This is a genomic window from Delftia deserti, from assembly GCF_042653485.1.
Classification (GTDB): Bacteria; Pseudomonadota; Gammaproteobacteria; order Burkholderiales; family Burkholderiaceae_C; genus Comamonas; species Comamonas acidovorans.
Genome location: NZ_JBHSIH010000001.1, coordinates 1,458,932 through 1,478,709, shown reverse-complemented (window position 1 = coordinate 1,478,709; position 19,778 = coordinate 1,458,932). Strand labels below are relative to the sequence as shown.

Sequence of the window (19,778 nt, the reverse complement as noted above, 5' to 3'; positions counted from 1 at the left end):
ATGCTGTGCGCAAGGCCATGCATTTCACTTGACGGGCTCAAGGGCTTCTCCTAAATTACTAACCCGTCAGTCAGTAAACGGCGCCAGCCAGCTGCCGCGGCATGTTGCCCGGATCTTGCAGCCCGCAGCCGCTTTTCGCACCAGCCCTCCCGGATCCACATGCCCGACTTGCCATCGACCCCTGCCGCGCCCGCTTTGCCGCGCCATCTTCTTCTTGCCCCTCTGTGCCTGGCCGCCGCGCTGGCGCTGGGCGCCTGCTCCAAGGCGGAGCCGCCGCCCGAGCCGGTGCGCGCCGTCAAGCTGCTCACCGTAGGCGTGGGCGCGCTGGACACGCAACTGGAGTACGCGGGCGAGGTGCGCGCGCGCATAGAGTCGCGCCTGGGCTTTCGCGTGGCCGGCAAGCTCGTGCGCCGCGAGGTGGAGCTGGGCCAGCATGTGCAGGCAGGCCAGTTGCTGGCGCGGCTCGATGCCAGCGACTACCGGCTGGGAGCTGACGCCGCGCGCGCCCAGGTGGCGGCCGCGACCACGCAGCGCGATCTTGCTGCCGCCGATGTGAGGCGTTACTCGCAGCTGAAGGCGCAGAATTTCATCAGCGGTGCGGAGCTGGAGCGGCGCGAGGCCACGCTCAAGTCCGCCCAGGCCACGCTGGACCAGGCCAAGGCGCAGCTGGCATCGCAGAGCAATCAGGAGTCCTACGCGCAGTTGCTGGCCGATGTGCCCGGCGTGGTGACCGGCATAGACGCCGAACCCGGCCAGGTGGTGTCGGCCGGCTCGCCCGTGGTGCGCATTGCCCAGGACGGCCCGCGCGACGTGGTGTTCGTGGTGCCCGAGGACAAGCGCGGTGCCATCCGCGTGGGCCAGAAAGTGAATGTGCGCCCCTGGTCGGCCGGCATGCAGCCGCTGCAGGGCCAGGTGCGCGAGGTGGCGGCCAGCGCCGATCCCGTCACACGCACCTACCAGGTGAAGGTGGCACTGCCCGCGTCGGATGCGGCTGCCGTGCCGCCGCTGGGCGCGACGGTCCATGCGCTGCCCGAGGGCATGGGCCCCACGGGCCAGCCCGTGATCAAGCTGCCCACCACCGCGCTGCGCCAGGAAGGCGGCGGTGGCCAGGGCACGGCAGTGTGGGTGTTCGACGCCGCCAGCAGCACGGTGAAGCTGCAGCCCGTGCAACTGGCCACGGCCGATGGCAACGAGGCCGTGATTGCCGCAGGCCTGGCGCCCGGCATGCAGGTGGTGGCCGCCGGCGTGCATGTGCTCACGCCCGGGCAGAAGGTCACGGTCTATCAGGACCGGTATGACAAGACGCAGCAGCCGGCACAGGCCCCTGCCGCCGCAGGCGCCGCTGCTCCCGAAGGTGCTGCGTCCAGCGGAGCGGCCCAATGAGCGGGGCCAAGCACAAGGCGCCGCAGGGCGGGCACTTCAATCTTTCGCGCTGGGCGCTGGACCATGTGGCGCTGACGCGCTATTTCATGGTCGTGCTGCTGCTGCTGGGCTTTGCCTCGTACTTCCAGCTGGGGCAGGACGAGGACCCGCCCTTCACCTTCCGCGCCATGGTGGTGCGCACCAACTGGCCGGGCGCCACGGCGCAGCAGATGGCCGAGCAGGTGACCGACAAGATCGAGCGCACGCTGCAGGAGGTGCCCTACGCCGACAAGATCAGCAGCTATTCCAAGCCTGGCGAGTCGATGATCATCTTCCAGCTCAAGGACAATTCGCGCCCCGGCGATGTCCAGCAGCTGTGGTACACGGTGCGCAAGAAGATCGGCGACATGCGCTACACCCTGCCGCAGGGCGTGCAGGGGCCGTTCTTCAATGACGAGTTCGGCGATGTCTATGGCGTGATCTACGCCCTGCAGGCAGACGGCTTCAGCTACGCCGAGCTCAAGACCATGGCCGACGACGTGCGCCAGCGCCTGCTGCGCGTGCCCGATGTGGCCAAGGTGGAGCTGTTCGGCGTGCAGGACGAGAAGGTCTACATCGAGCTGTCGCAGCGCCGCCTGTCGCAGCTGGGCCTGGACATGAACCAGGTGCTGGGCCAGCTGGGCCAGCAAAACGCGATCGAGGGCGCAGGCGTGCTGCAGACACCGCGCGAGGATGTGCAGGTGCGCGTGGCCGGCCAGTTCCTGGCGGTGGACGAGTTGCGCGCCATGCCGATCCGCGGTGCCTCGGGCGCGCAGCTGCGCCTGGGCGATATCGCCGAGATCCGCCGCGGCTATGCCGATCCGGCCAATGTGAAGGTACGCCACCAGGGGCGCGAGACGATTGCGCTGGGCGTGTCCATGACCAAGGGCGGCGACATCATCCGCCTGGGCAAATCCCTGCGCGGCGCCGTGGGCGACATCGCGCGCACGCTGCCGGCAGGCGTCGAGCTGGCCAACATGCAGGACCAGCCCAAGGCCGTGGCCGATTCGGTGAACGAATTCCTGCAGGTGCTGATCGAGGCCGTGGTGGTGGTGCTGGCCGTGAGCTTCATCAGCCTGGGCCTGCACAAGCGCGAGGGCCACCAGCCGCTGTGGAAGCGCTGGTACATCGACCCGCGCCCGGGCCTGGTGGTGGCCATCACCATTCCGCTGGTGCTGGCCGCGACCTTCCTGGCCATGTGGTACTGGAACATCGGCCTGCACAAGGTGTCGCTGGGCTCGCTGATCATCGCGCTGGGCCTGCTGGTGGACGACGCCATCATTGCCGTGGAGATGATGGTGCGCAAGATGGAGGAGGGCTACGAGAAGTACCGCGCCGCCACCTTTGCCTACGAGATCACGGCCAAGCCCATGCTGACCGGCACGCTGATCACGGCAGCGGGCTTTCTGCCCATCGGCATGGCCAAGTCCATGACGGGCGAGTACACCTTCGCCATCTTCGCGGTGACGGTGATTGCGCTGGTGCTCAGCTGGTTCGCCTCGGTGTACTTCGTGCCCTACCTGGGCATGCTGCTGCTCAAGCGCCCGCCGCACGCGGCCACGCTGCCGCCCGAGGTGGCCTCGGGCGAGGTGCCCATCGAGGAGACCAACCTCAATGCCTCGTCGGCCGAGCATGAAGTCTTCGACAGCCCGTTCTACAACCGCTTCCGGCGCGCCGTGAACTGGTGCGTGACGCACCGCTGGCTGACCATTGCCATCACGGTGCTGGTCTTCGCGCTGGGCCTGGTGGGCATGTCGCGCGTGCAGCAGCAGTTCTTCCCGGATTCCAGCCGGCCCGAGGTGCTGGTGGACGTCTGGTTCCCCGAGGGCACGTCGCTGGCCGCCAACGAAGCCGTCACGCGCCGTGTGGAAGCGCGCTTCATGCAGCTGGACGGCGTGCGCACGGTCAGCGAGTGGGTGGGCTCGGGCGTGCCGCGTTTCTACCTGCCGCTGGACCAGGTATTTCCGCAGAACAACGTCTCGCAGTTCATCCTGGTCGCCCAGGACCTGCCCACGCGCGAGCGCCTGCGCAAATCGCTGCCGGCGCTGCTGGCCCAGGAGTTCCCCGAGGTGCGCGGCCGCGTCAAGCTGCTGCCCAACGGGCCTCCCGTGCCCTATCCGGTGCAGTTCCGCGTGTCCGGCACCGATCCGCAAAAGCTGCGTGCCTATGCCGACGAGGTCAAGCAGGTCATGATCGCCAACGCCGACATGCGCGGCGTCAACGACAACTGGAACGAGTCCGTCAAGGCCGTGCGCCTGGAGGTGGACCAGGACAAGGCGCGCGCCCTGGGCGTGAGCAGCCAGGCCATCGCACAGGCGGCCCGCGTCATGCTCAGCGGCTCCACCGTGGGCCAGTTCCGCGAGGGCGACAAGCTCATCGACATCGTGCTGCGCACGCCGTATTCGGAGCGCGACGCCATCACCGACATCGCCAACGCCTACCTGCCCACGGCATCGGGCAAGTCGATCCCGCTCACGCAGATCGCCAAGCCCGTGATGGTCTGGGAGCCCGGCGTGATGTGGCGAGAAAAGCGCATGTTCGCCATCACTGTGCAGGGCGATGTGCGCGAGGGCCTGCAGGGCGCGACGCTGACCCATGCGCTGCTGCCGGGTCTGCGCGAGATCGAGGCGCGCTGGCATGCCGCGGGCGACACGGCCTACCGCATCGATGTGGCGGGCGCCGTGGAGGAAAGCTCCAAGGGCTCGGACGCCATCGTCGCCGGCGTGCCCGTGATGCTGTTCCTCACCTTCACGCTGCTCATGCTGCAGTTGCGCAGTGTCAGCCGCTCGCTGCTGGTGTTCATCACCGGGCCGCTGGGCATTCCCGGCGTGGCGGCGGCGCTGCTGCTGCTGGGCCGGCCCTTCGGCTTCGTGGCGCTGCTGGGCGTGGTGGCGCTGATGGGCATGATCCAGCGCAATTCGGTGATCCTGATTGACCAGATCGAGACCGATCGTGCGCGCGGCGTGCCGGCCTGGGACGCCATCATCGAAGCCGCCGTGCGCCGCCTGCGTCCCATCGTGCTGACGGCCGCAGCCGCCGTGCTGGCCATGATCCCGCTGTCGCGCAGCGTGTTCTGGGGCCCCATGGCCGTGGCCATCATGGGCGGGCTGGTCGTGGCCACCGTGCTGACACTGCTGGCGCTGCCGGCCATGTACGCCGCCGTGTTCCGCGTGCGCCGCGAGCCCACGCACTGATGGCCGCGAAAGCGCAGAGGCCGCCGATCAAATCCGGGGTATGGCAATGGGCCCCGCAATTGCGGCTAGAATCTGCGCCCTGACCTAGGAGCCGCCGCGCAGGCGGCTCCCTCAAGAACCAGCGCGGGTGGCGAAATTGGTAGACGCACCAGGTTTAGGTCCTGACGCCAGCAATGGTGTGGGGGTTCGAGTCCCCCCCCGCGCACCACAATAAAAACCCGGTGTAATCCACCGAAACCCCCTCAAGCCCGTTTTCTCCTATGAAAACGGGCTTTTTTCTTGGTTCGACGCCTCTGCGCGTGCCGGCCGAAGCTGGCAGGATCTGGCGCAAAATCACATCCCAATCCCGCACGGTTCCCGCATGCGATCCCGCATGACCTGGCGCGGGTCATGGGGGTGTGGGTGGCGTATTTCCGAAAACTCAAAACGGGGTGGCGCGCAGAGGTTGAGCGAATGGGCGTGCGGCGCACAGCTGTGCGGCCGACAAAGGCCGAGGCTCAGGCCTGGGCTGTCGCTGAAGAGGCTGCGATTTTGGCCGGCGCACGGGGCGAGTTTCCCCGGCGCACCTTGGCCGAGGCCGTAGAGAGATATCGGTGCGAGGTCACGGACAAGAAGCCGTCATCGACGGCGCGGGCCGACAACTTGCGTTTCGACGCTTGGCTGCGCGATTTTCCCGAGCTGGCGGCCAAAGTCTTTCATGAGGTCACAGGGGACGATTTAGCGCGCTGGCGTGATGCCAGGCTGAAACAGGTGTCCGGGTCCAGCGTGTTGCGTGAAGCACAGCAGTTCCGGCCCATCTGGTCGCTGGCCGTCAAGCAGTGGAAATGGGCAGGCAAAAGCCCGTGGCCAGAAATCAAGCTCCCTGGGAAGGCCCACGCTCGACGGCGCACAGGGCAGTGGTCCGAAATCCGGCTGATGCTGCGATCTGCAATGGTTTCTCCACGCGTGGCTCCCGTGGCCCCCATGCAGCAGGCTGCGTGGGCCATGCTGGTGGCCCTGCATACCGGCATGCGAAGCGGCGAAATCCTGCGCATGTCACGCAGCAACGTGGATCTGCGGCGCAAAGTCTACGAGCTGCCTCACCACAAGACAGAGGCCATCGTGGGGGCGCGGCGCGTGCCACTGACAAGCCGCGCAGTGCGCCTGCTGCGCGTGCTGGACGCCTCAGCCGAAGCTGCTGGGCGTGACGCCTATTGGACCATCAGCGATGCGAGCCGCGACACGCTCTACCGCAAGCTGCGGGATCGGGTGATGGTTGAGGGCCTGCGCTTCCATGACCTGCGCGCCACGGCCCTGACGTGGCTCAGCAAGCGCGTGGACGTGATGACGCTGGCCCGCATCAGCGGCCATGTCGATATCAATGAGCTGTTCAATACCTACTATCGGGAATCGGCCGAAGACATCGCCGCACGGCTTTAGGCCATTTCATAACCCACCGGTTATTTTTTGCCTTTATCACCCCAGGGTGATTTTGGAGCACGCCATGGACTACCTGTTGCAGTTGCCGCACCAATTGGCCCCACAGCTCAAGTCATTACGCAAGGCGGCCGGCATGAGCCAGGCCCGACTGGCTCACCTGCTTGGAATCTCCCAGGCCCGCGTGGCGGTGATAGAGCGAGATCCGCTGGCTGTCAGCGTCGGCCAGCTGGCGGAAATTTTGCGGCTGCTGGATGTTCAGTTGGTGCTGCGTGCCAATGATGTGCCGGGCTCTGGTCGCGAAGCCTTGGAGCTGCCGCCCGGCTGGCAGCTGCGCAAGCCACAAGGGCACTGGTAGTCCCTCTCAATGCTCAATGGCGCCCCTCCGCCCATGCTTTCACGTCTGCCACGCGCCAGTAGCGAATGCGGCGGCTTGCGTTGATGAACGGCTTGGGGAAATCCGGGCGCTTGGTCAGGCGCGCAGTGACGTGCTCGCGGCTCAGTCCCAGATATTCGGCAATTCCTTGGGTGTCCATGCGGGGGGCGGTGCTCAAGTGCGGGTTCATTTCGCTGGTTCCTTGTTTCGGGTTGTGCTTGTTCATGTCTAGATCTCGAGCGCTTGCTGGACGGCGGGCGGCGCGGCCAGGCGCTGCTGGCACGCGGGGTTGAGCCACAGCACTTCGGTCTTGACCGCTGTGCCACGGCCGGCAGAGATGCGGGCGCCCGTGGTGTGGACCTGCCAGTCAGCCAGCTCGCGCTCGTACAGATCCGATGGGTAGCCGCACAGCACGACCATGCCCTGCAGGCCGCGCAGCACGGCCAGCAGCTCCAGGTGCTGCTCGTCGGTCATCTCGTGTCGATAGCAGCCCTGAGTCACGTTGCGCAGCGAGCGCGTGCCGAATACGTAGGGCGGATCCACGAAGTGCAGCGTGTCGAGCGTGTCGTGCTGCTGCATGACCTCGAGTGCAGGCCTGTTCTCGATCAGCACGCCCTGCAAGCGCTCGATGATGGGTGGCAGCTGGGCTGGGTAGCGGCTCCAGAGTCCCTGTGCTGTGCCGTACTGCCGAGCGGTATCAATGCGGAAGCCCGTGACTCCCTTGGTTGCGCCGGCAGAGCCATAGCCCATGCATGCCCGCACAGCCGTGCGCCTGGCGCGCTCCACCGGTTCGTCGCAGTCCTGATAGGACAGGTCGAACTCGGCCCGTGCGTAGGGCGTGAGGTTCAGCAGCTGGATCAGCCGCTCGGATTGGCCAGGGTCGCGCAGCACGCGGAAGAAGTTGGCGATTTCGTCGTCCAGGTCGTTGTAGACCTCGGCGTAGGCCCGGGGCTTTTGCAGCAACACGCCGGCCGCGCCGCCGAAGGGCTCGACGTAGCAGCGGTGCTCTGGGAAGTGCTGGAGCACCCAGGGCGCCAGCCGGAACTTGGCGCCGTGGTAGCGCAGGGCGGGGGATTCGACTTGACTCATGTCGTGGTTCCCTTGGTTTCCGCCGCAGGCGCGGCAGGGGCGGCAGGCGCCTCCTGAGCGCGCGCGTTCAACGTGAATGCGCCCTGGTTGCTTTCCAGATCGCGCAACACAACGAGCGCTGAATGCAGCTCCTGCTCGCGGTTGCGCATGTCGCGCACGGGTTGCGAATCCCATTCAAGAACCGATATCTGGTCCAGGTCTTTGGACACCTTGTCGAGTACGGCCTCGATGCTTGCGGCGGCCTGGGCGGCAGTCATTTCTGAAAGGTAACGTCGCGCGCCCATGGCTCAGGTCTCCAGGCGTTCAACGCGCAGCACGGGCAGGCCGCTGGCGGCGCCTGCGCTGACGGTTGCATGCGATGCGCTGGCAGCCTTGAGCTGCAGCACTGGCAGCAGGTTGTCGTCTGCCAACTGCTCCACCTCATCAGGGTGGATATCGGCGGGGATGAGGATTGCGCGGTAGCTGTGCGCGGTGGTGATGGTGTGCAGGCTCATGGTGGTGGTCCTCTGTGGTGGTTGCGGGGTCAGCCGACCAGTCGCAGCTGGGCGGGGTTGGTGTCGGGGATCGCGGCGCGGTGCTTGCGCTGGCGGCGGGGCTTTACGGCGGCCAAGCGCTCGCGCTCGGCGGCGAACACCTTGGCCAGGTGGTCAGGCGCCATGTGCTCGCTGTGCACGTAGTCGCCATTGATGGCGCGGGCCCAGCAGTGCACGCGGGGTTCTGTGCGGCGGGCGTGGGGGATGGATGCGGACACGGGTAGACCTCCTTTTCAGGAAAAACGAGAAGAAGCGGGGGATGCGGTGGCCGCATCGGGCCTGTAGAGCACTGAATCCGGGCTCGAAGGGCTGTTCCAGTCCTCGGCCTCATGGCGTCCACGGCCAAAAAGGTCACGGACGCTCTGGCTTTGAAGCCGGGCCGTGAAGTTATTGAAACCAGTCCAAGCGGCGCCCAAAGGGCGCCGTGTCTGCGCCTCTTGGCCAACGCTTTGGATGACTCCATCAGCATCAGCAGCCCCGCCTGCGGCGTGCACTGCTGGCGTTGCATCGGTGCAATGCGCCCAGGCAATGCGGCGGCTCACGAGCCAGTGACCACGGGCACGGCCACGCTGCACTTGCACGCCGCGCACCGGGCCGGCCTTGATCAAGTCGCCATACCTGTTGGTGGCGCCTTCCTTGGGTGCGCGACGCGCAGGGCGCAGCAGCCAGTCTTGGCGCTTGCAGCCATGCCCACCCATCGACTCCATGAACATGCGCCAGTCGGCTCGCAGTTCGCCGTGGCGGTGGCAGGCTTGATAGGCGCGCTGGATGTTGCGCTGGGCCTCACGGTCGAACAGGTCGATTTGCTCGGGCTGGTCCTTGCTGACGCGGCGCAGCTCTCGCCAGACCGTCACACTGGGCATGCCGAAGGCTTGGAACTGACGGATGTTCCACGTTGACGCCCAGGCGTCTACCCTCTTCTGGGCGGCCACCCCGTTAGATTCCATGGCCTCGGGGCTGTCAGGCTGCTCGGGGCTGTCCAAGCCCAGGGCCATCTGGATTTCCTGGCCCTGCACCACGTCCAGGTGCTCAGCAAGGGCGTGGTGGCCCACGTTCTTGGCGATGTACTTCGCCACGTAGCCTGCTGCGCCGCCGGCATTCATGCGCTTCACGTCTACGCGGTTTTCTTTGGCGCCGCGTTCGTTTCCGTCTTCGCTGAGCCAGTATTTGCGAATGGTGTCCACCAGGGCACGGGCCTGGGCCTCACCCTCGACCCACACAAGCATGTGCCAGTGGGGGGTGGCATCGTGGTGCGGCTCGGCAACGCGCAGACCGTAGCGTTTGACCTGCTGGCGGTCCAGTTTGGCCAGCACGCGCTTCCATTGCGCGAGCATCCATTGCTGACTCTCGCGCGGTGTCGCTCCGTTGTACTTCGGGTTGCGAGCTGCCCAGCGGTTGTCTCCACTGCCCATGAGGCGCATGGCGTGGTACTTGCTGGGCACAGTCATCGTCAGAAACAGGCCCACATGGCCGTGCGCATCAGCGTATTCCTCGGCACCACGAATGCGCGTCATCAGCTCGCCGCCGCGCACAGTGGGGTTAGACGTGCTCAGCGCGGACAGCTCGGCCAGGCTGTAGACCTGCCCGGCCTCGTTCTTGTAGAGAGTGCGGCCCAGCGCTTCGGCGTTGCGGGCCAGCTGGCCCTTGCGGGCTTTCAGGCCTCTCTGGCTGACGTAGCCGCCGCTGTTGAGGTGCACCAGACCCATGCTGATGGCCCCAGCCTCCACCACGCGCGCGATGTGGCGGCGCAGGCGACGGCGCCACCAGCGCGCGCACTTGGCGCGGGCGATTGCGGGTTCTCCCTCGATGGGCTTGCCTTCATCCACGCCGATTAGGTGGACGATGCCGCGCACCAGTGTCAGCCGCTCACGCAGGCCGCCGCCCATGGCGATGCATCGGTTTTCCAGCTCTTCCACGTCGTCGGCCAGCTTGGCCGCCCAGGCGCAGATTTCGCCATCGCCGATGTTCAGGCGCAGCGCGTCGCCGTAACGGTCCTCATAGTCGGCCAGCTCCTGCAGATCCATCCACGCCTGTTCGCTTTCGCTGGGCAGGCCCAGATACCAGCGTGCATAGGCGTCCGAATCCAACGCCACACCGGCAGGCGGCAAGGGTGCCGACTTCAGGAAGCGGGAGCGGATGGCGCCCTGCCACTCGCGGGGTGCTGACTCGACGATGCGCTGCAGGTGGTACTGCACATGGCCAGGCTTCGGACGGCTGTTGAGCCATTCAGAAAAGCTGGACGTGACGCGCTTGCGTGGGATGGGGGATACAGCCATTGCGAGCTACCAAAGGCTGGCGAGCGCCACCAGGCGCCCGGCGTGGCGCTTGAGGGAGCGCGCCACTGTCTTGATGGCCGCGCGCTCTGGCGGCGGCGTCTCGCGCCAATCACGGTCAGCCAATGCCCGCAGGTCGCCGCCCACGTTGGCCAGCAGCAGGATGGCCATGCGCAAGTCTCCCGGCATCCCGAACCATTCCTGGTTTTCGGCGTCGATGTAGCCGGCGCCCGATTGCTTGCGGTACTGCTCGCGCAACGTGGCCAGCTGCTTGCGCACGTCTGCCGGCATGGGCACGGCGTCATGCTTGTGCAGCGGCGTCCAGGCGTCCGTGGTGATGCGCAGCAGCTGCAGCGCTGCACCCGGCAGCACATCGGCCAGCACGGGCGCCAGCGTTGCAGCAGGCTCGGGCATATGCACCAGGCCGCACAGCGGACACAGGTCTGGCTCATGGGCTGGGTGCAGAGGCGTGGAATGCTGCGGCAGCATCACCAGGCCATTGCGCAATGGGGCATTCATGGGCGGCTCAGGCCTTCTTGCAGGACATGAACCAGGCCGAGCCATACAGGCGTTCGGCGCACTCCCAGGCCATGGCGCGGTTGGCCGCGCCGATCACGAGGTGGCGGCGCACATGCTGGGCATCGATATGGGTGATGGCGTACCGGCTCATGGCGCCACCCCTTGACCTTTGGCGTGGGCATTGAGGGCGCGCGCCTTGTCTGCTGCGGCAATCAGGGCTTCGCCCAGCTCTTGCGCGGCCTCTGGCGTCATTTGTCCTGGCAGCATTTCGGACCCCGCCTTGAACCCTTCAAGGCAGTGCACATCCAGGCTCACGTAGGCCGTCACCCAGCGGTGCACCTGCTCCACGAACACGCGGTAGCTGACTCCGCGCCGCGCTTCGATGAAGCGCTTGCTGCACTCTTCGTAGTTCTCCCAGGTGCCTGCCAGGTACGAGGGAACAGTTGGGCCGCTCATGCTTGCGAACCCTCCGCGTCTACGGCCCAGCGCAGGGGCGGCACGGGGTCAAGGTGCTCTTTCTTGCACCGGCCCTTGAGCCTCCAGGCGTGGGCCAGGTGCTCGAAGCGCATGCCGAAGTCCGTGCGGCCATACATCTGGTTCAGCCACTGGTGCACCTCCATCTGCGGGCGCGCGTCGAACTGCAGCAGCGTCAGCGCGAGCTGCAGGTTCTCGGCGTCCAGGCAGCGCAGGTCGGTCAGATCGAAGGGAAAGCGCGTGCCGTTGTACAGACCCAGCAGCAGGTGCGCCGCCACGCGGGCGCCGCTGTGGCTATGGCAGGTGGCCAGAATGAAAAACTGTGTGAGGGCGAGCAGCGGCTCATGCGTAGCGTCAGGGTGTTGGGCAAGGTTGCTCATGCCGCACCCCCTTGCACCCCAGCCGCCGCAGCGCGCGGGTCCACGTAGAAGGCCATGTGCAGGCCACCCAGGTCCAGCTCCACGGCGAAGCCGCCATCGTTGAATGCGGCCTTGTTGCGGGCCTTGCCGCCCAGGCCCATGAGGGCCTGCAGCATGCGGCCGTTGCGGGCGCGGTCCTGGCCGCCATGGATGAACAGGCCATTGATGTTGGCGCACTCGTGGCCGCCCAGCTCCACGCCGGCCGCGCGCAGCGCTGGCAGGTGCTGCTGCAGCCGCTGCAGGTCGCTGGCGAGGCCGTCAATTTCCTTGAGCCGCGCAGCGTGCCGGGTGTGCTCGGCCCGCAGGGCCTCATCCACCAGGGTGATCTGCTGCGCGGGCCGGGGCCTGCGGAGTTCAAAGATTTGCATTGCGTCCTCTCGGGTTTGCGTTTTTCAGGGTGAGCACGTCCCGCAGGGCCTTCTTTCAGGCTCCGCAGGGCAGGGGAAACGGGGTAGGTCAGGGCAGGGCGCCAGGCCCTGGGGTCAGTCCGCTGGCGGGCTGGTGCCGAACAGCTCCAGGGTCACGGGCGCCGTCTGGGTGGTGCGGTAGTCAGAGGGCTGGGCACACGCCAGCTGCTCGCGCATCAGATCGCGGCGCACATGGGTGCTCAGGGGCAGGCGCACGGTGGGGTCTGGCGTGGCGCTGGGGCTCAGGGTGCGCGTGATTTCCATGGTCGCGCTGAAGGTGTGGCCGCACTCGAAATTCGTGCAGGCAAAGGCGTATTCGCGCGTCAGGTTGGTGACCTGGTTGCTGCGCCGGATGGTGGCCGGGCTCAGGCAGTGCGGGCAGGCGATGCGGTGGAATTCGGTCTTCAGGCGCGGGCCATCGTCTGGCGCCTGGGCCGGAGCATCGGCGCGGGGGTCAGGCTTTGACAGGTTGTTACAGCCTTGCGCGCCTTTTCGTACAACGGCACGCGCCTTGGCGGCCGTGTCGCCGGCCCTGCGGACTACGCCCAGGGCGGCGCCCGTGAAGCCAATATTCGGCGGGGCGCCGATCAGGGGCTGAAAGGGGTTTGCTGCTGCGTGCGCCATGGGGGCCTTTCAGCGCTGCTCTGCAGCGGCGCCCCGCTGGAGCGTGCCCAGCTCGATGCGGCCGAGATGCTCGTACATCTCCATGCCCATCAGGTGGATCATCCGCGCGAAGTTGCTCTGGCTGCGGCCTTCGCGGGTGGCGCAGCCTTGCACGGCCTGGCGCTCGCCATGGGTCAGCCGCAGGGCGATCTGCTTGTCATGCACAAGGGGCTCGACCGTGGCCGAGCGGTGGCGGGTCTGGTGCGCTTGGGTGGTCATGTAGTATTTGGATCTAGGTTGTTACAGGGTGGCTCTAATTTACCAAACGAATGTTTGTGTAGCAAGAGATTTAATAGCAAATGTTGGATTTTTCTGCGCGCCTGAAAGAAGAGCGCAAACGCCTCGGGCTCAATCAGGAGAGCTTTGGCACGGTTGCGGGTGTCTCTCAGATGTCCCAACTCAACTACGAAAAGGGCGTGCGCAAGCCCGATGCCGAGTACCTGATGGCTATTGCCGCGCACGGGGTCGACGTCTCCTACCTGCTCACTGGTCTACGTTCGTTTGACCCCAGCGCCGCTCTGCATCCGAGCCCAGGGCAAACGATTGCTGCGCGACTTCAGCAAGAGCGCAAGCGGCTGGGGTTGACCTTTGGTCAGCTGTCCGAGAAATCAGGCGTAGACCGACTAGCCCTGCTGAAATTCGAAGAAGGCGAGTTCGCCCCAGACGCTAAGGCGCTGCAGCAGTTGCACGCCGTGGGCGTTGATGTGGGCTATGTGCTGCTTTCGCTGCGCGTTGGCGCTGCAGGCAGCGATACCGGCGCGGCGGCCTCAGTCAGTTCTGAGTCACAGCAGCTACTGCAGCACTACGACAAGGCGCCCCAAGAGGCGCAAGCCGCGCTGCGCACGCTGGCGGCCCTGGCCGCTCGCGCCTGAGCAGGCACCGTTTTTCACCACCGGAGGGAGCAATGAAGAAGTACGTTTTGGCGATGGGCCTTGCGGCCGTGGCCACGCTGTCGCATGCGCAGTTCAAGGGCAGCATTGAAAAGGTCATGGAAGAGATGGGCGATTTCTCGCCCGAGAACAACACATTCCAGGTGGTTCGCGCCAAGCCGCTGCACATCAGGTTGGCGGCCCGCATCATGGGTACGAACATGCCCGAGCACACCAAAGAAGAGGTGCTGCGCGCAGTGGTGTACGGCGTGTACCGCACATTTATCCACACTGACCAGGCACAGGTTCAGGTGACGGCGCAGCCGCTACTGGTGACCCTTGGCGGGAAGGATAACAAGCTACTTGACACCCCACATGCCACGGTGACGGTGACGCGCGCCAAGGCCCTGCAGGTGGCCCAGAAGACGCTGGGCGTGAAGTCGTTCAAGGAACTGGTGGACAGCGACGACACATGGAGCGACAAGATGCAAAACGGCCGTTATTTCACGCGCAAGCCGGGGCTGGCCAAGCTGGCCCATGATCTGGGCGTGGTGTACGTGGGCAAGTGATTGGCACGTCAGCCATGCGTTGCCTGATATTGGTGATGGCGTTCTCGGCTTGCCTAGCATCTGCCCTGCCTGCAGGTGCCGCCAACTACCCCTGCAGCGGCCGCAAGGGCGGCGTGGCGCATTGCTCTGGTGCGCAGTTTGTGTGCAATGACGGCTCGATCAGCGGAAGCAAGCGCCATTGCAGCGCCGAGCTGGGCCAGTCATCATCGCGCGCGCTGTTGGCGCCCAGCCGGGCCGGGGCATCAGCAGGCGACTGCTCATGCCGGTCCGGGGGCGTTTGCACTGGACCACGGGGTGGGCAGTACTGTATTTCTGACTCTGGGAAAAAGAGCTATTTGAAGCGTTGAGCCGCAAAAAAAAAGGCCCGCTGCGTGCGGGTTTTTTTGTGGGTCAATCGGCCTGCGCAGTCTGCAGGGCGGCCAGCACCTTGCGCTGGTCCAGGGCGCTGGCCGCACCGGCCCTGAGCATGACCAGCTGGCCGGTGCGCAGGTTGTGTGCCAGCGCGCCGATTGCGTGGCCGCGCTGCACGGTGCCTAGCATTTCCCAGCCCGGTAGCTCCACCCTCTGGTAGAGGCGCCACGGCCCCGCGGCGTCTACCGCCAGCTTTGCCCGCTGGCTCATGCCCGGCTGTACCAACCCAGCCGTACCACCTCGGCCACTTTGCAACGTGTTCAGAATTCCGGGGCCGGCTCTGAATGCCCTGCAGGAAATCATGCGGCCAGCTTGCCCTTTGTCACGGCGTCGCGCAGCACGCTATTGACACGCGATTGCCAGCCCGTGCCGGTGGCCTTGATGGCCTCCAGCACATCGGCGTCCACGCGCATGGTCATCGGCATTTTGGTCTGCTCCAGCGGGGGACGGCCACGCCGGGCCAGCGGTTGCATGTCGGCGAGCATCTCGCCCGTGATTTCCATGGTGTCCGGGTCTTGTTCGATGCCCCGGGCAATGGCGGCATCTTCGGCCGCCGTGGGCTGGATCAGCCCCACTTTCTTAGATTGCTTCATAAGCCTTGACCTCTCTGGAGTTTGCCTTGCGGAGACTAACGATTCGCATGGTCTGCCCGCGCTGCACGAACACCACAACGTACAGCCGTTGGCCGATGACGGTGAAGCCGATTTCACGTACTTCGCCGTAGTCCCGGCGCGCATCCGGCATGCACAGGACATTGCTCCATTCGATGTGGCCCGCCATCTCCAGCGAAACGCCGTGCTTGTCGATGTTGGCCTGGTTCTTGGCGGGGTCGAATTCGATGTCCATGGGAATTATTGTACGTACACAAATTCCCGTGTCAATGCTTTTTTGTATGTACGTTAATTATCAGGGCCCGGGGCCTCTTTGCTCCCATCGTGGGAGTCGTCGCCGTCCTCCTGCGCCTGCGCATCGCCATCGCCCTGGCGCTCCAGCTCGATCTGTGTCGTGAACCCGCCATCGCCCAGGGAGTGCTCCACGGATTTGACTAGCCAGCCCTCGCCGTCAATCTCGGGCTTGAAGCCCTCCACAGTCACGGCGGCCTGCGGCATGAGGTGGGGCCGGCCCAGGGCCAGGGCCAGGCTCAGGGTGGCGGCGCCACGGTCCACGCGCTGCATCTCGGACTGCGCGGCCTGGCGCGCGGCTTCGGCGCTGGAGAACGTGTCTTTCAGGGTCTTCACGCTGCCCTTGGTGCTGCCGGCCACCACGCCCTTGCGGCGGGCGTGCTTGCCATCGTGCCAGTACGCGCGCACGCCCGTGTAGCTGGTGCGGTCTGCGGTGTGCCAGCGGTGCTGGTCGCCCGATTCGCGGGTGATGTGCATGGGGGCAATGGGCTGGCCGCTGGCGTTTGTGCGGCTGTTGGTGCGCAGAAAGATCAACTGCCCCTTCTTGACCGTGGCCACGGCGTCGTGCTGGCGGGCCAGGCGGGACAGAAAATGCAGGTCCGATTCGTTTGTCTGGTCGATGTGCTGCACCTTGCGCTCGGCCAGCTCGGGGGCAATGCGCGCCGGCAGCTTGTTGCGCGCGGCAATGTCCTGCACCACGGTGCCCACGGTGCTGTCGTTCCAGCTGTGGCTGGCACGCTCGCGCAGGCTCTTGGCCATGTCCGCGCTGCGGGCGCGCACGCTGATGCGGTCGGGGCTGCCGCCGTGCTCCACCTCATCCACCACAAAGCTGCCCTTGTCCACCAGGCCCTCGTGCAGCCAGCCCAGGCGGATGGAGATGGTGGCACCCTTGGGCGGGATGGCCATCCGGCCGTCCGCATCGTCCAGGGTCAGATCCAGCTGGTCGGCCTCTTCCCCGCGGCTTTCGCGCAGGCGCAATTCGATCAGGCGTTTGCCGACCTTGGGGGTGATGTTGACGCCGTTGATAGTGAGCTGATAGTCCGGCTGCTGGTAGGCGCCCGTGGCCTGGTTCTCTGTGCCTGCCATCACATCCACCAATCCCAGAAATCGCCATCATCCCAATCGCCACCCGTGCCGCCATCGCTGCCGCCGCTGGGGTCGGCCTGGGCGTCGTCCACACGGGCCAGCTCCACGCTGAAATCAATGCGGCGGGGCAGGCCTTCCTTGACAAACACGCTGCCGTTCTCGCTCAGGCGCTGGATCACCCAGGCGCCCAGGTTGTCGCCCGCGCCGTTGACCATGGCGTATGCGCTGCCGGCGTCGGCCATCTTGCGCAGCTCATCCAGGGTCTTGCGGCCGCCACGGAATTCGGGAACGAACAGTCCGGTAAACGTGATGGTGTCATCACCCAGGCCCACGTACTGGCGCGCCGGCCGGGCGCCCACGCGGCTGTTGCTGGGGTGGCGCCAGTCGGTGGCGCGCTGCATTTCCTGATACGCCACGGTATCGAGGCCAAACACGAATTGGCCCAGGGTCATCATTGGCATGGGTCTGGCTCCTATCCCTCTGTGTCGCTGAGCTGGCTGAGCACGCGGGACTTGTTGGCGCGTTCGCGCTTGTCCAATTCTGTGGCCACTGCCTTAGCCACTTCTTTGGGATCCATTCCTGGGGCCGCGTGGATGGTGAAGTTGTAGGTTCCGCCAGCCATGACTGGTGCGGCAGCCGAGAGGCCTGGCACGCCGCCCTTGTCCTTGCCAATGGCTGAGCCCTGCACCAGTTTCAGCTGCTTTTCCATGGCCGCCTGGTCCATGCCCTGAGTGCTTGCCGCAGGTATGGCAATGCCTGCGGCCTCGGCCATACGCTGCCCCATCTGCTGCCCGGTTGAGGCGGTGTCTGGCAGCTTGCCATCAGCGCCAATGCTAATGGTGGCGGCCTTGTCGCCCAGTTGGTCCTGCATTTCCTTGCCGGCTTCAGCTGCGCTTTGCTTGACCTCATCAAGCCCGCCTGTCATGCGCCCCCACAGCTTGCCGAAGAATCGGCCGATAGGTTCCCAGTATTTGTACAGCAAGATTCCCACGCCAATCAGTGCAGCCACACCGGCCACGACAAGGGCAATGGGGTTTGCGGAAAGGGCAAGATTGAGCAGCCACTGTGCCGCCGTGAGCGATGCCGTTACACCCGTCGCAAACATCCCTGCCTTGGATGCCGCAATGCTGGCTCCCGTGTATAGCAGCCATGCGGTGCGAGCCGCGACCAGGCCAGCCCGTAGAGTCCACACCACACCGAACAGCAGATACATGGCCCCTGCGACTGCAACTGTAGCGATACGCCCAGCAATTTGAACTGCAGTGAGCGCCCAGCTTGCCAGGATGGCGCCGCGCGTGGCGACCGTTCCCGCCACGGTGGCGCCGGTGTAGAGCATCCAACCCAAACGAGCGGCCACAAATGCCCCGCGTACTGCCAGCAACGCACCTTTCATCAGGCCATAGACGAAGGTGATAGCGATGGCCGAAACCTTGCCGACGATGAGCGCCGCAGTGAAAAGCACGATGGCGCGCGTTGTACCGGGAAAGGCCTGGGTGAGGGCTGCAAGTCGCTCCATCCATGGAGAAAGAATGGACAGCCCGTCATTGAGCGCCGGCAGCAGGATGTTGCCCAGCGAGATGCCCATGGCCGCTGCCTGGTTGCTGGCGAGCTTCAGGCGGTTGGCGGTGGTGGCGGCGCGCTTATCGTATTCGGCATTGACGGCGCCGCCATATTTTGCGGCGTCGTTCACTTTGTCAAGGTTTTCCTTCAGCGTGTCCAACTGGCTGAGCATGGGTGCAATGGCCAGGATGGACTCTTTTTGAAAGATGGACTGAAGCACAGATGCCTGCCTGTACTTGTCCAGTTTCTTGACGCGTTTCAGCAGATCCACCATGGTGCCGGCCGCGTCTTTTTGCATGCTCTTCGCAACTTTCGTTGAGTCGAGGCCGAGTTGCTTAAAGCCTTCCTTCTGGCTCTTGCTGGCACTTTCGCCGGCCACCATGGCGAGAATCATGTTTTTGATGCCGGTGGCAGCCACTTCTTCTTGCACACCCATGCCGGCCAGTGTTGAGGCCATGGCCGCCAGTTCCCCCGAGGCGGTCCCAGCCACAGCACCAAGTGGCCCCACGCGCGTGACTATTCCGAGAATCTGCTTTTCGCTGGCCGCGCCTGTGTTTCCCAGCAGGTTGATTTTGTCGGTAAGCGTGGCCACCTCGGGAATGGTCATGCCAAAGCCTGATTTCATTTTGGCCATAGCCTCCCCCGATTCCTCGGCAGTCATGCCGAAGGCCACCCCCATCTTTATGGCGTGCTCCGCGAAGCCCACATCGCCGTCACCCTTGAGCTGTTTCTTTGTGAGGCCAGACTGCCCGCCCAAGGCCAAGATTTGGGCAATGTCCTTGGCGGCCATGGGTAGGCGCTTGGACAGGTCCAGGGCGTAGCTGCTCATTTCTTCTAGGCCGCTCTTGTCCAGATCCATGACCTTGTCGACATCGGCCATGGAAGACTCGAAGTCAACGGCCATCTTCAGCGGAGCGGCCAGCGATGCGGCCATGGCCGCGCCGTCGAACAGGGCGCCGCGCGCATCGGCGCGGGCGGTCTTGTTGGCTTCCACGGCGGCGCGTTGCTTGCTCACGAGCTCGTGGGCCTTGCGCTGGCGTTCCAGCGCCTTGGTGGTGCGGTCGATGGCCTCGCGCAGTTTTCCCTCGGCCTGGGCCGCATTGGTGATGCCCATTTCCGCCAGGCCGGCGCGCAGGCGTTTGGTCTGATCAATCTGCCGCTGATAGGTGGCTGCGAGCTTTTGCACTGCGTCGCCAGCGGCGCGGTACTGCCCGCCTGCGGCCTTGGCCGCCTCGCCGCCCTTGAGCATTTCAGCCACCAATGCAGCCTTGGCCGTGCGCGCGGCCTGCAGCTTGGCCTGCGTTTCGCGCAGGCTGGCCTGCATGGCGTTGGCCTTGCCCACGGCGGCCTGCTGCTGCTGGAGCTTGCGCAGCGCATCCTGGGTGCCACTCACGTCCAGACCCACGGACCTGGCGCCCGCGCCTATGCGTTTGAGCGGCGCGGTCACGCGGTCGGCCAAGTCCAGCAGCACCTGCAGCTTGAGCTTATCCATGCTTGTTCATCTTTTGGAAACGATCCACGGCCAGCTCGCGCCAGTGCATCAGCTCGGCCAGGTCCATGGGGTCCATGTCGGCGGGCCGCCAGTGGAAGATGGCGGCCACGTCGGCCATGGCTTCC

26 protein-coding genes and 1 tRNA gene are annotated in these 19,778 nt (G+C 65.5%); 7 read left to right on the top strand and 20 right to left on the bottom strand.

All coding sequences use genetic code 11. The annotated features are described in order from the left end of the window. Window positions 1–159: 159 nt before the first annotated feature. The 5 genes from ACFPFG_RS07110 to ACFPFG_RS07090 all read left to right on the top strand — a co-directional run bounded on the left by ACFPFG_RS07110 (window position 160) and on the right by ACFPFG_RS07090 (window position 6,369). The gene (locus tag ACFPFG_RS07110; protein ID WP_183018509.1) at window positions 160–1,383 is read left to right on the top strand and encodes an efflux RND transporter periplasmic adaptor subunit; all 1,224 of its coding nucleotides are present in this window, start codon (window positions 160–162) and stop codon (window positions 1,381–1,383) included. Further along, entirely contained in the window at window positions 1,380–4,595 is a 3,216-nt protein-coding gene (locus ACFPFG_RS07105; RefSeq protein WP_183018510.1) for an efflux RND transporter permease subunit, read from the top strand. The genes ACFPFG_RS07110 and ACFPFG_RS07105 overlap by 4 nt, the downstream gene beginning before the upstream one ends. 121 nt (window positions 4,596–4,716) lie before the next feature. After that, window positions 4,717–4,803, top strand: a tRNA-Leu gene (locus ACFPFG_RS07100). A 182-nt stretch (window positions 4,804–4,985) separates the two neighbouring features. Beyond that, entirely contained in the window at window positions 4,986–6,014 is a 1,029-nt protein-coding gene (locus ACFPFG_RS07095; protein ID WP_380105779.1) for a tyrosine-type recombinase/integrase, read from the top strand. 64 nt (window positions 6,015–6,078) lie between these two features. Beyond that, on the top strand, window positions 6,079–6,369 hold the full coding sequence (locus ACFPFG_RS07090; protein WP_312378949.1) for a helix-turn-helix domain-containing protein: 291 nt from the start codon (window positions 6,079–6,081) through the stop codon (window positions 6,367–6,369). A gap of 13 nt (window positions 6,370–6,382) precedes the next feature. Here the strand turns inward: ACFPFG_RS07090 and ACFPFG_RS07085 are convergent, their stop codons facing one another. From ACFPFG_RS07085 to ACFPFG_RS07025, 13 genes are all read right to left on the bottom strand, one after another. Further along, complete coding sequence (locus ACFPFG_RS07085) at window positions 6,383–6,613, bottom strand: helix-turn-helix transcriptional regulator (RefSeq protein WP_380105777.1); 231 nt, start codon at window positions 6,611–6,613, stop codon at window positions 6,383–6,385. Between the two features lie 2 nt (window positions 6,614–6,615). Beyond that, the gene (locus ACFPFG_RS07080) at window positions 6,616–7,476 is read right to left on the bottom strand and encodes a DNA adenine methylase (RefSeq protein ID WP_380105775.1); all 861 of its coding nucleotides are present in this window, start codon (window positions 7,474–7,476) and stop codon (window positions 6,616–6,618) included. After that, window positions 7,473–7,760: a hypothetical protein gene (locus ACFPFG_RS07075; protein WP_380105773.1), complete on the bottom strand. Its 288-nt coding sequence runs from the start codon at window positions 7,758–7,760 to the stop codon at window positions 7,473–7,475. The genes ACFPFG_RS07080 and ACFPFG_RS07075 overlap by 4 nt, the downstream gene beginning before the upstream one ends. Before the next feature lie 3 nt (window positions 7,761–7,763). Beyond that, on the bottom strand, window positions 7,764–7,970 hold the full coding sequence (locus ACFPFG_RS07070; protein ID WP_380105771.1) for a hypothetical protein: 207 nt from the start codon (window positions 7,968–7,970) through the stop codon (window positions 7,764–7,766). A gap of 29 nt (window positions 7,971–7,999) precedes the next feature. Beyond that, window positions 8,000–8,227: a hypothetical protein gene (locus ACFPFG_RS07065; protein ID WP_380105769.1), complete on the bottom strand. Its 228-nt coding sequence runs from the start codon at window positions 8,225–8,227 to the stop codon at window positions 8,000–8,002. A 15-nt stretch (window positions 8,228–8,242) separates the two neighbouring features. Beyond that, window positions 8,243–10,285: a replication endonuclease gene (locus ACFPFG_RS07060; protein WP_380105768.1), complete on the bottom strand. Its 2,043-nt coding sequence runs from the start codon at window positions 10,283–10,285 to the stop codon at window positions 8,243–8,245. Window positions 10,286–10,291: 6 nt separating this feature from the next. Beyond that, the gene (locus ACFPFG_RS07055) at window positions 10,292–10,801 is read right to left on the bottom strand and encodes a hypothetical protein (protein ID WP_380105766.1); all 510 of its coding nucleotides are present in this window, start codon (window positions 10,799–10,801) and stop codon (window positions 10,292–10,294) included. 7 nt (window positions 10,802–10,808) lie between these two features. Then, window positions 10,809–10,952, bottom strand: a complete 144-nt coding sequence (locus tag ACFPFG_RS07050; RefSeq protein ID WP_380105764.1) for a hypothetical protein — start codon at window positions 10,950–10,952, stop codon at window positions 10,809–10,811. After that, a complete protein-coding gene (locus ACFPFG_RS07045; RefSeq protein ID WP_380105762.1) occupies window positions 10,949–11,257 on the bottom strand; it encodes a hypothetical protein in 309 nt (102 codons plus the stop codon). The genes ACFPFG_RS07050 and ACFPFG_RS07045 overlap by 4 nt, the downstream gene beginning before the upstream one ends. Continuing rightward, on the bottom strand, window positions 11,254–11,655 hold the full coding sequence (locus tag ACFPFG_RS07040; RefSeq protein ID WP_380105760.1) for a DUF7673 family protein: 402 nt from the start codon (window positions 11,653–11,655) through the stop codon (window positions 11,254–11,256). The genes ACFPFG_RS07045 and ACFPFG_RS07040 overlap by 4 nt, the downstream gene beginning before the upstream one ends. After that, window positions 11,652–12,062 (bottom strand): hypothetical protein, encoded by a 411-nt coding sequence (locus ACFPFG_RS07035; protein ID WP_380105758.1) that lies wholly within the window; start codon window positions 12,060–12,062, stop codon window positions 11,652–11,654. The genes ACFPFG_RS07040 and ACFPFG_RS07035 overlap by 4 nt, the downstream gene beginning before the upstream one ends. A 114-nt stretch (window positions 12,063–12,176) precedes the next feature. After that, window positions 12,177–12,725, bottom strand: a complete 549-nt coding sequence (locus ACFPFG_RS07030; protein WP_380105757.1) for an Ogr/Delta-like zinc finger protein — start codon at window positions 12,723–12,725, stop codon at window positions 12,177–12,179. 9 nt (window positions 12,726–12,734) lie between these two features. Continuing rightward, window positions 12,735–12,983: a hypothetical protein gene (locus ACFPFG_RS07025; protein WP_380105755.1), complete on the bottom strand. Its 249-nt coding sequence runs from the start codon at window positions 12,981–12,983 to the stop codon at window positions 12,735–12,737. An 80-nt stretch (window positions 12,984–13,063) separates the two neighbouring features. On the opposite strand from ACFPFG_RS07025, the gene ACFPFG_RS07020 reads away from it, so the two are divergent. Next, window positions 13,064–13,636 (top strand): helix-turn-helix domain-containing protein, encoded by a 573-nt coding sequence (locus ACFPFG_RS07020; protein WP_380105753.1) that lies wholly within the window; start codon window positions 13,064–13,066, stop codon window positions 13,634–13,636. 32 nt (window positions 13,637–13,668) lie between these two features. Further along, on the top strand, window positions 13,669–14,202 hold the full coding sequence (locus tag ACFPFG_RS07015) for a hypothetical protein (RefSeq protein WP_380105751.1): 534 nt from the start codon (window positions 13,669–13,671) through the stop codon (window positions 14,200–14,202). Between the two features lie 390 nt (window positions 14,203–14,592). On the opposite strand, the gene ACFPFG_RS07010 is transcribed toward ACFPFG_RS07015, so the two are convergent. The 7 genes from ACFPFG_RS07010 to ACFPFG_RS06980 all read right to left on the bottom strand — a co-directional run bounded on the left by ACFPFG_RS07010 (window position 14,593) and on the right by ACFPFG_RS06980 (window position 19,771). Next, on the bottom strand, window positions 14,593–14,823 hold the full coding sequence (locus ACFPFG_RS07010; RefSeq protein ID WP_380105749.1) for a hypothetical protein: 231 nt from the start codon (window positions 14,821–14,823) through the stop codon (window positions 14,593–14,595). An 89-nt stretch (window positions 14,824–14,912) separates the two neighbouring features. Continuing rightward, complete coding sequence (locus ACFPFG_RS07005) at window positions 14,913–15,206, bottom strand: BrnA antitoxin family protein (protein WP_380105747.1); 294 nt, start codon at window positions 15,204–15,206, stop codon at window positions 14,913–14,915. Next, on the bottom strand, window positions 15,193–15,459 hold the full coding sequence (locus tag ACFPFG_RS07000; protein WP_034368507.1) for a BrnT family toxin: 267 nt from the start codon (window positions 15,457–15,459) through the stop codon (window positions 15,193–15,195). The genes ACFPFG_RS07005 and ACFPFG_RS07000 overlap by 14 nt, the downstream gene beginning before the upstream one ends. A gap of 53 nt (window positions 15,460–15,512) precedes the next feature. After that, entirely contained in the window at window positions 15,513–16,601 is a 1,089-nt protein-coding gene (locus tag ACFPFG_RS06995) for a contractile injection system protein, VgrG/Pvc8 family (protein ID WP_380105745.1), read from the bottom strand. Then, window positions 16,601–17,062 (bottom strand): phage tail protein, encoded by a 462-nt coding sequence (locus ACFPFG_RS06990; RefSeq protein ID WP_380105743.1) that lies wholly within the window; start codon window positions 17,060–17,062, stop codon window positions 16,601–16,603. The genes ACFPFG_RS06995 and ACFPFG_RS06990 overlap by 1 nt, the downstream gene beginning before the upstream one ends. 11 nt (window positions 17,063–17,073) lie before the next feature. Next, window positions 17,074–19,653, bottom strand: coding sequence for a phage tail tape measure protein (locus ACFPFG_RS06985; RefSeq protein ID WP_380105741.1), 2,580 nt, complete (start codon window positions 19,651–19,653; stop codon window positions 17,074–17,076). Next, window positions 19,646–19,771 carry a GpE family phage tail protein gene (locus ACFPFG_RS06980; protein WP_380105739.1) on the bottom strand — a complete coding sequence of 42 codons (126 nt, stop codon included), beginning with the start codon at window positions 19,769–19,771 and terminating at the stop codon, window positions 19,646–19,648. The genes ACFPFG_RS06985 and ACFPFG_RS06980 overlap by 8 nt, the downstream gene beginning before the upstream one ends. Between the last annotated feature and the right edge of the window lie 7 nt (window positions 19,772–19,778).

Coding starts and splice junctions, on each gene's coding strand:
- ACFPFG_RS07110 (WP_183018509.1), top strand. CDS start 160: ATGCCCGACTTGCCATCGACCCCTGCCGCGCCCGCTTTGCCGCGCCAT.
- ACFPFG_RS07105 (WP_183018510.1), top strand. CDS start 1,380: ATGAGCGGGGCCAAGCACAAGGCGCCGCAGGGCGGGCACTTCAATCTT.
- ACFPFG_RS07095 (WP_380105779.1), top strand. CDS start 4,986: ATGGGGGTGTGGGTGGCGTATTTCCGAAAACTCAAAACGGGGTGGCGC.
- ACFPFG_RS07090 (WP_312378949.1), top strand. CDS start 6,079: ATGGACTACCTGTTGCAGTTGCCGCACCAATTGGCCCCACAGCTCAAG.
- ACFPFG_RS07085 (WP_380105777.1), bottom strand. CDS start 6,613: ATGAACAAGCACAACCCGAAACAAGGAACCAGCGAAATGAACCCGCAC.
- ACFPFG_RS07080 (WP_380105775.1), bottom strand. CDS start 7,476: ATGAGTCAAGTCGAATCCCCCGCCCTGCGCTACCACGGCGCCAAGTTC.
- ACFPFG_RS07075 (WP_380105773.1), bottom strand. CDS start 7,760: ATGGGCGCGCGACGTTACCTTTCAGAAATGACTGCCGCCCAGGCCGCC.
- ACFPFG_RS07070 (WP_380105771.1), bottom strand. CDS start 7,970: ATGAGCCTGCACACCATCACCACCGCGCACAGCTACCGCGCAATCCTC.
- ACFPFG_RS07060 (WP_380105768.1), bottom strand. CDS start 10,285: ATGGCTGTATCCCCCATCCCACGCAAGCGCGTCACGTCCAGCTTTTCT.
- ACFPFG_RS07055 (WP_380105766.1), bottom strand. CDS start 10,801: ATGAATGCCCCATTGCGCAATGGCCTGGTGATGCTGCCGCAGCATTCC.
- ACFPFG_RS07050 (WP_380105764.1), bottom strand. CDS start 10,952: ATGAGCCGGTACGCCATCACCCATATCGATGCCCAGCATGTGCGCCGC.
- ACFPFG_RS07045 (WP_380105762.1), bottom strand. CDS start 11,257: ATGAGCGGCCCAACTGTTCCCTCGTACCTGGCAGGCACCTGGGAGAAC.
- ACFPFG_RS07040 (WP_380105760.1), bottom strand. CDS start 11,655: ATGAGCAACCTTGCCCAACACCCTGACGCTACGCATGAGCCGCTGCTC.
- ACFPFG_RS07035 (WP_380105758.1), bottom strand. CDS start 12,062: ATGCAAATCTTTGAACTCCGCAGGCCCCGGCCCGCGCAGCAGATCACC.
- ACFPFG_RS07030 (WP_380105757.1), bottom strand. CDS start 12,725: ATGGCGCACGCAGCAGCAAACCCCTTTCAGCCCCTGATCGGCGCCCCG.
- ACFPFG_RS07025 (WP_380105755.1), bottom strand. CDS start 12,983: ATGACCACCCAAGCGCACCAGACCCGCCACCGCTCGGCCACGGTCGAG.
- ACFPFG_RS07020 (WP_380105753.1), top strand. CDS start 13,064: ATGTTGGATTTTTCTGCGCGCCTGAAAGAAGAGCGCAAACGCCTCGGG.
- ACFPFG_RS07015 (WP_380105751.1), top strand. CDS start 13,669: ATGAAGAAGTACGTTTTGGCGATGGGCCTTGCGGCCGTGGCCACGCTG.
- ACFPFG_RS07010 (WP_380105749.1), bottom strand. CDS start 14,823: ATGAGCCAGCGGGCAAAGCTGGCGGTAGACGCCGCGGGGCCGTGGCGC.
- ACFPFG_RS07005 (WP_380105747.1), bottom strand. CDS start 15,206: ATGAAGCAATCTAAGAAAGTGGGGCTGATCCAGCCCACGGCGGCCGAA.
- ACFPFG_RS07000 (WP_034368507.1), bottom strand. CDS start 15,459: ATGGACATCGAATTCGACCCCGCCAAGAACCAGGCCAACATCGACAAG.
- ACFPFG_RS06995 (WP_380105745.1), bottom strand. CDS start 16,601: ATGGCAGGCACAGAGAACCAGGCCACGGGCGCCTACCAGCAGCCGGAC.
- ACFPFG_RS06990 (WP_380105743.1), bottom strand. CDS start 17,062: ATGCCAATGATGACCCTGGGCCAATTCGTGTTTGGCCTCGATACCGTG.
- ACFPFG_RS06985 (WP_380105741.1), bottom strand. CDS start 19,653: ATGGATAAGCTCAAGCTGCAGGTGCTGCTGGACTTGGCCGACCGCGTG.
- ACFPFG_RS06980 (WP_380105739.1), bottom strand. CDS start 19,771: ATGGCCGACGTGGCCGCCATCTTCCACTGGCGGCCCGCCGACATGGAC.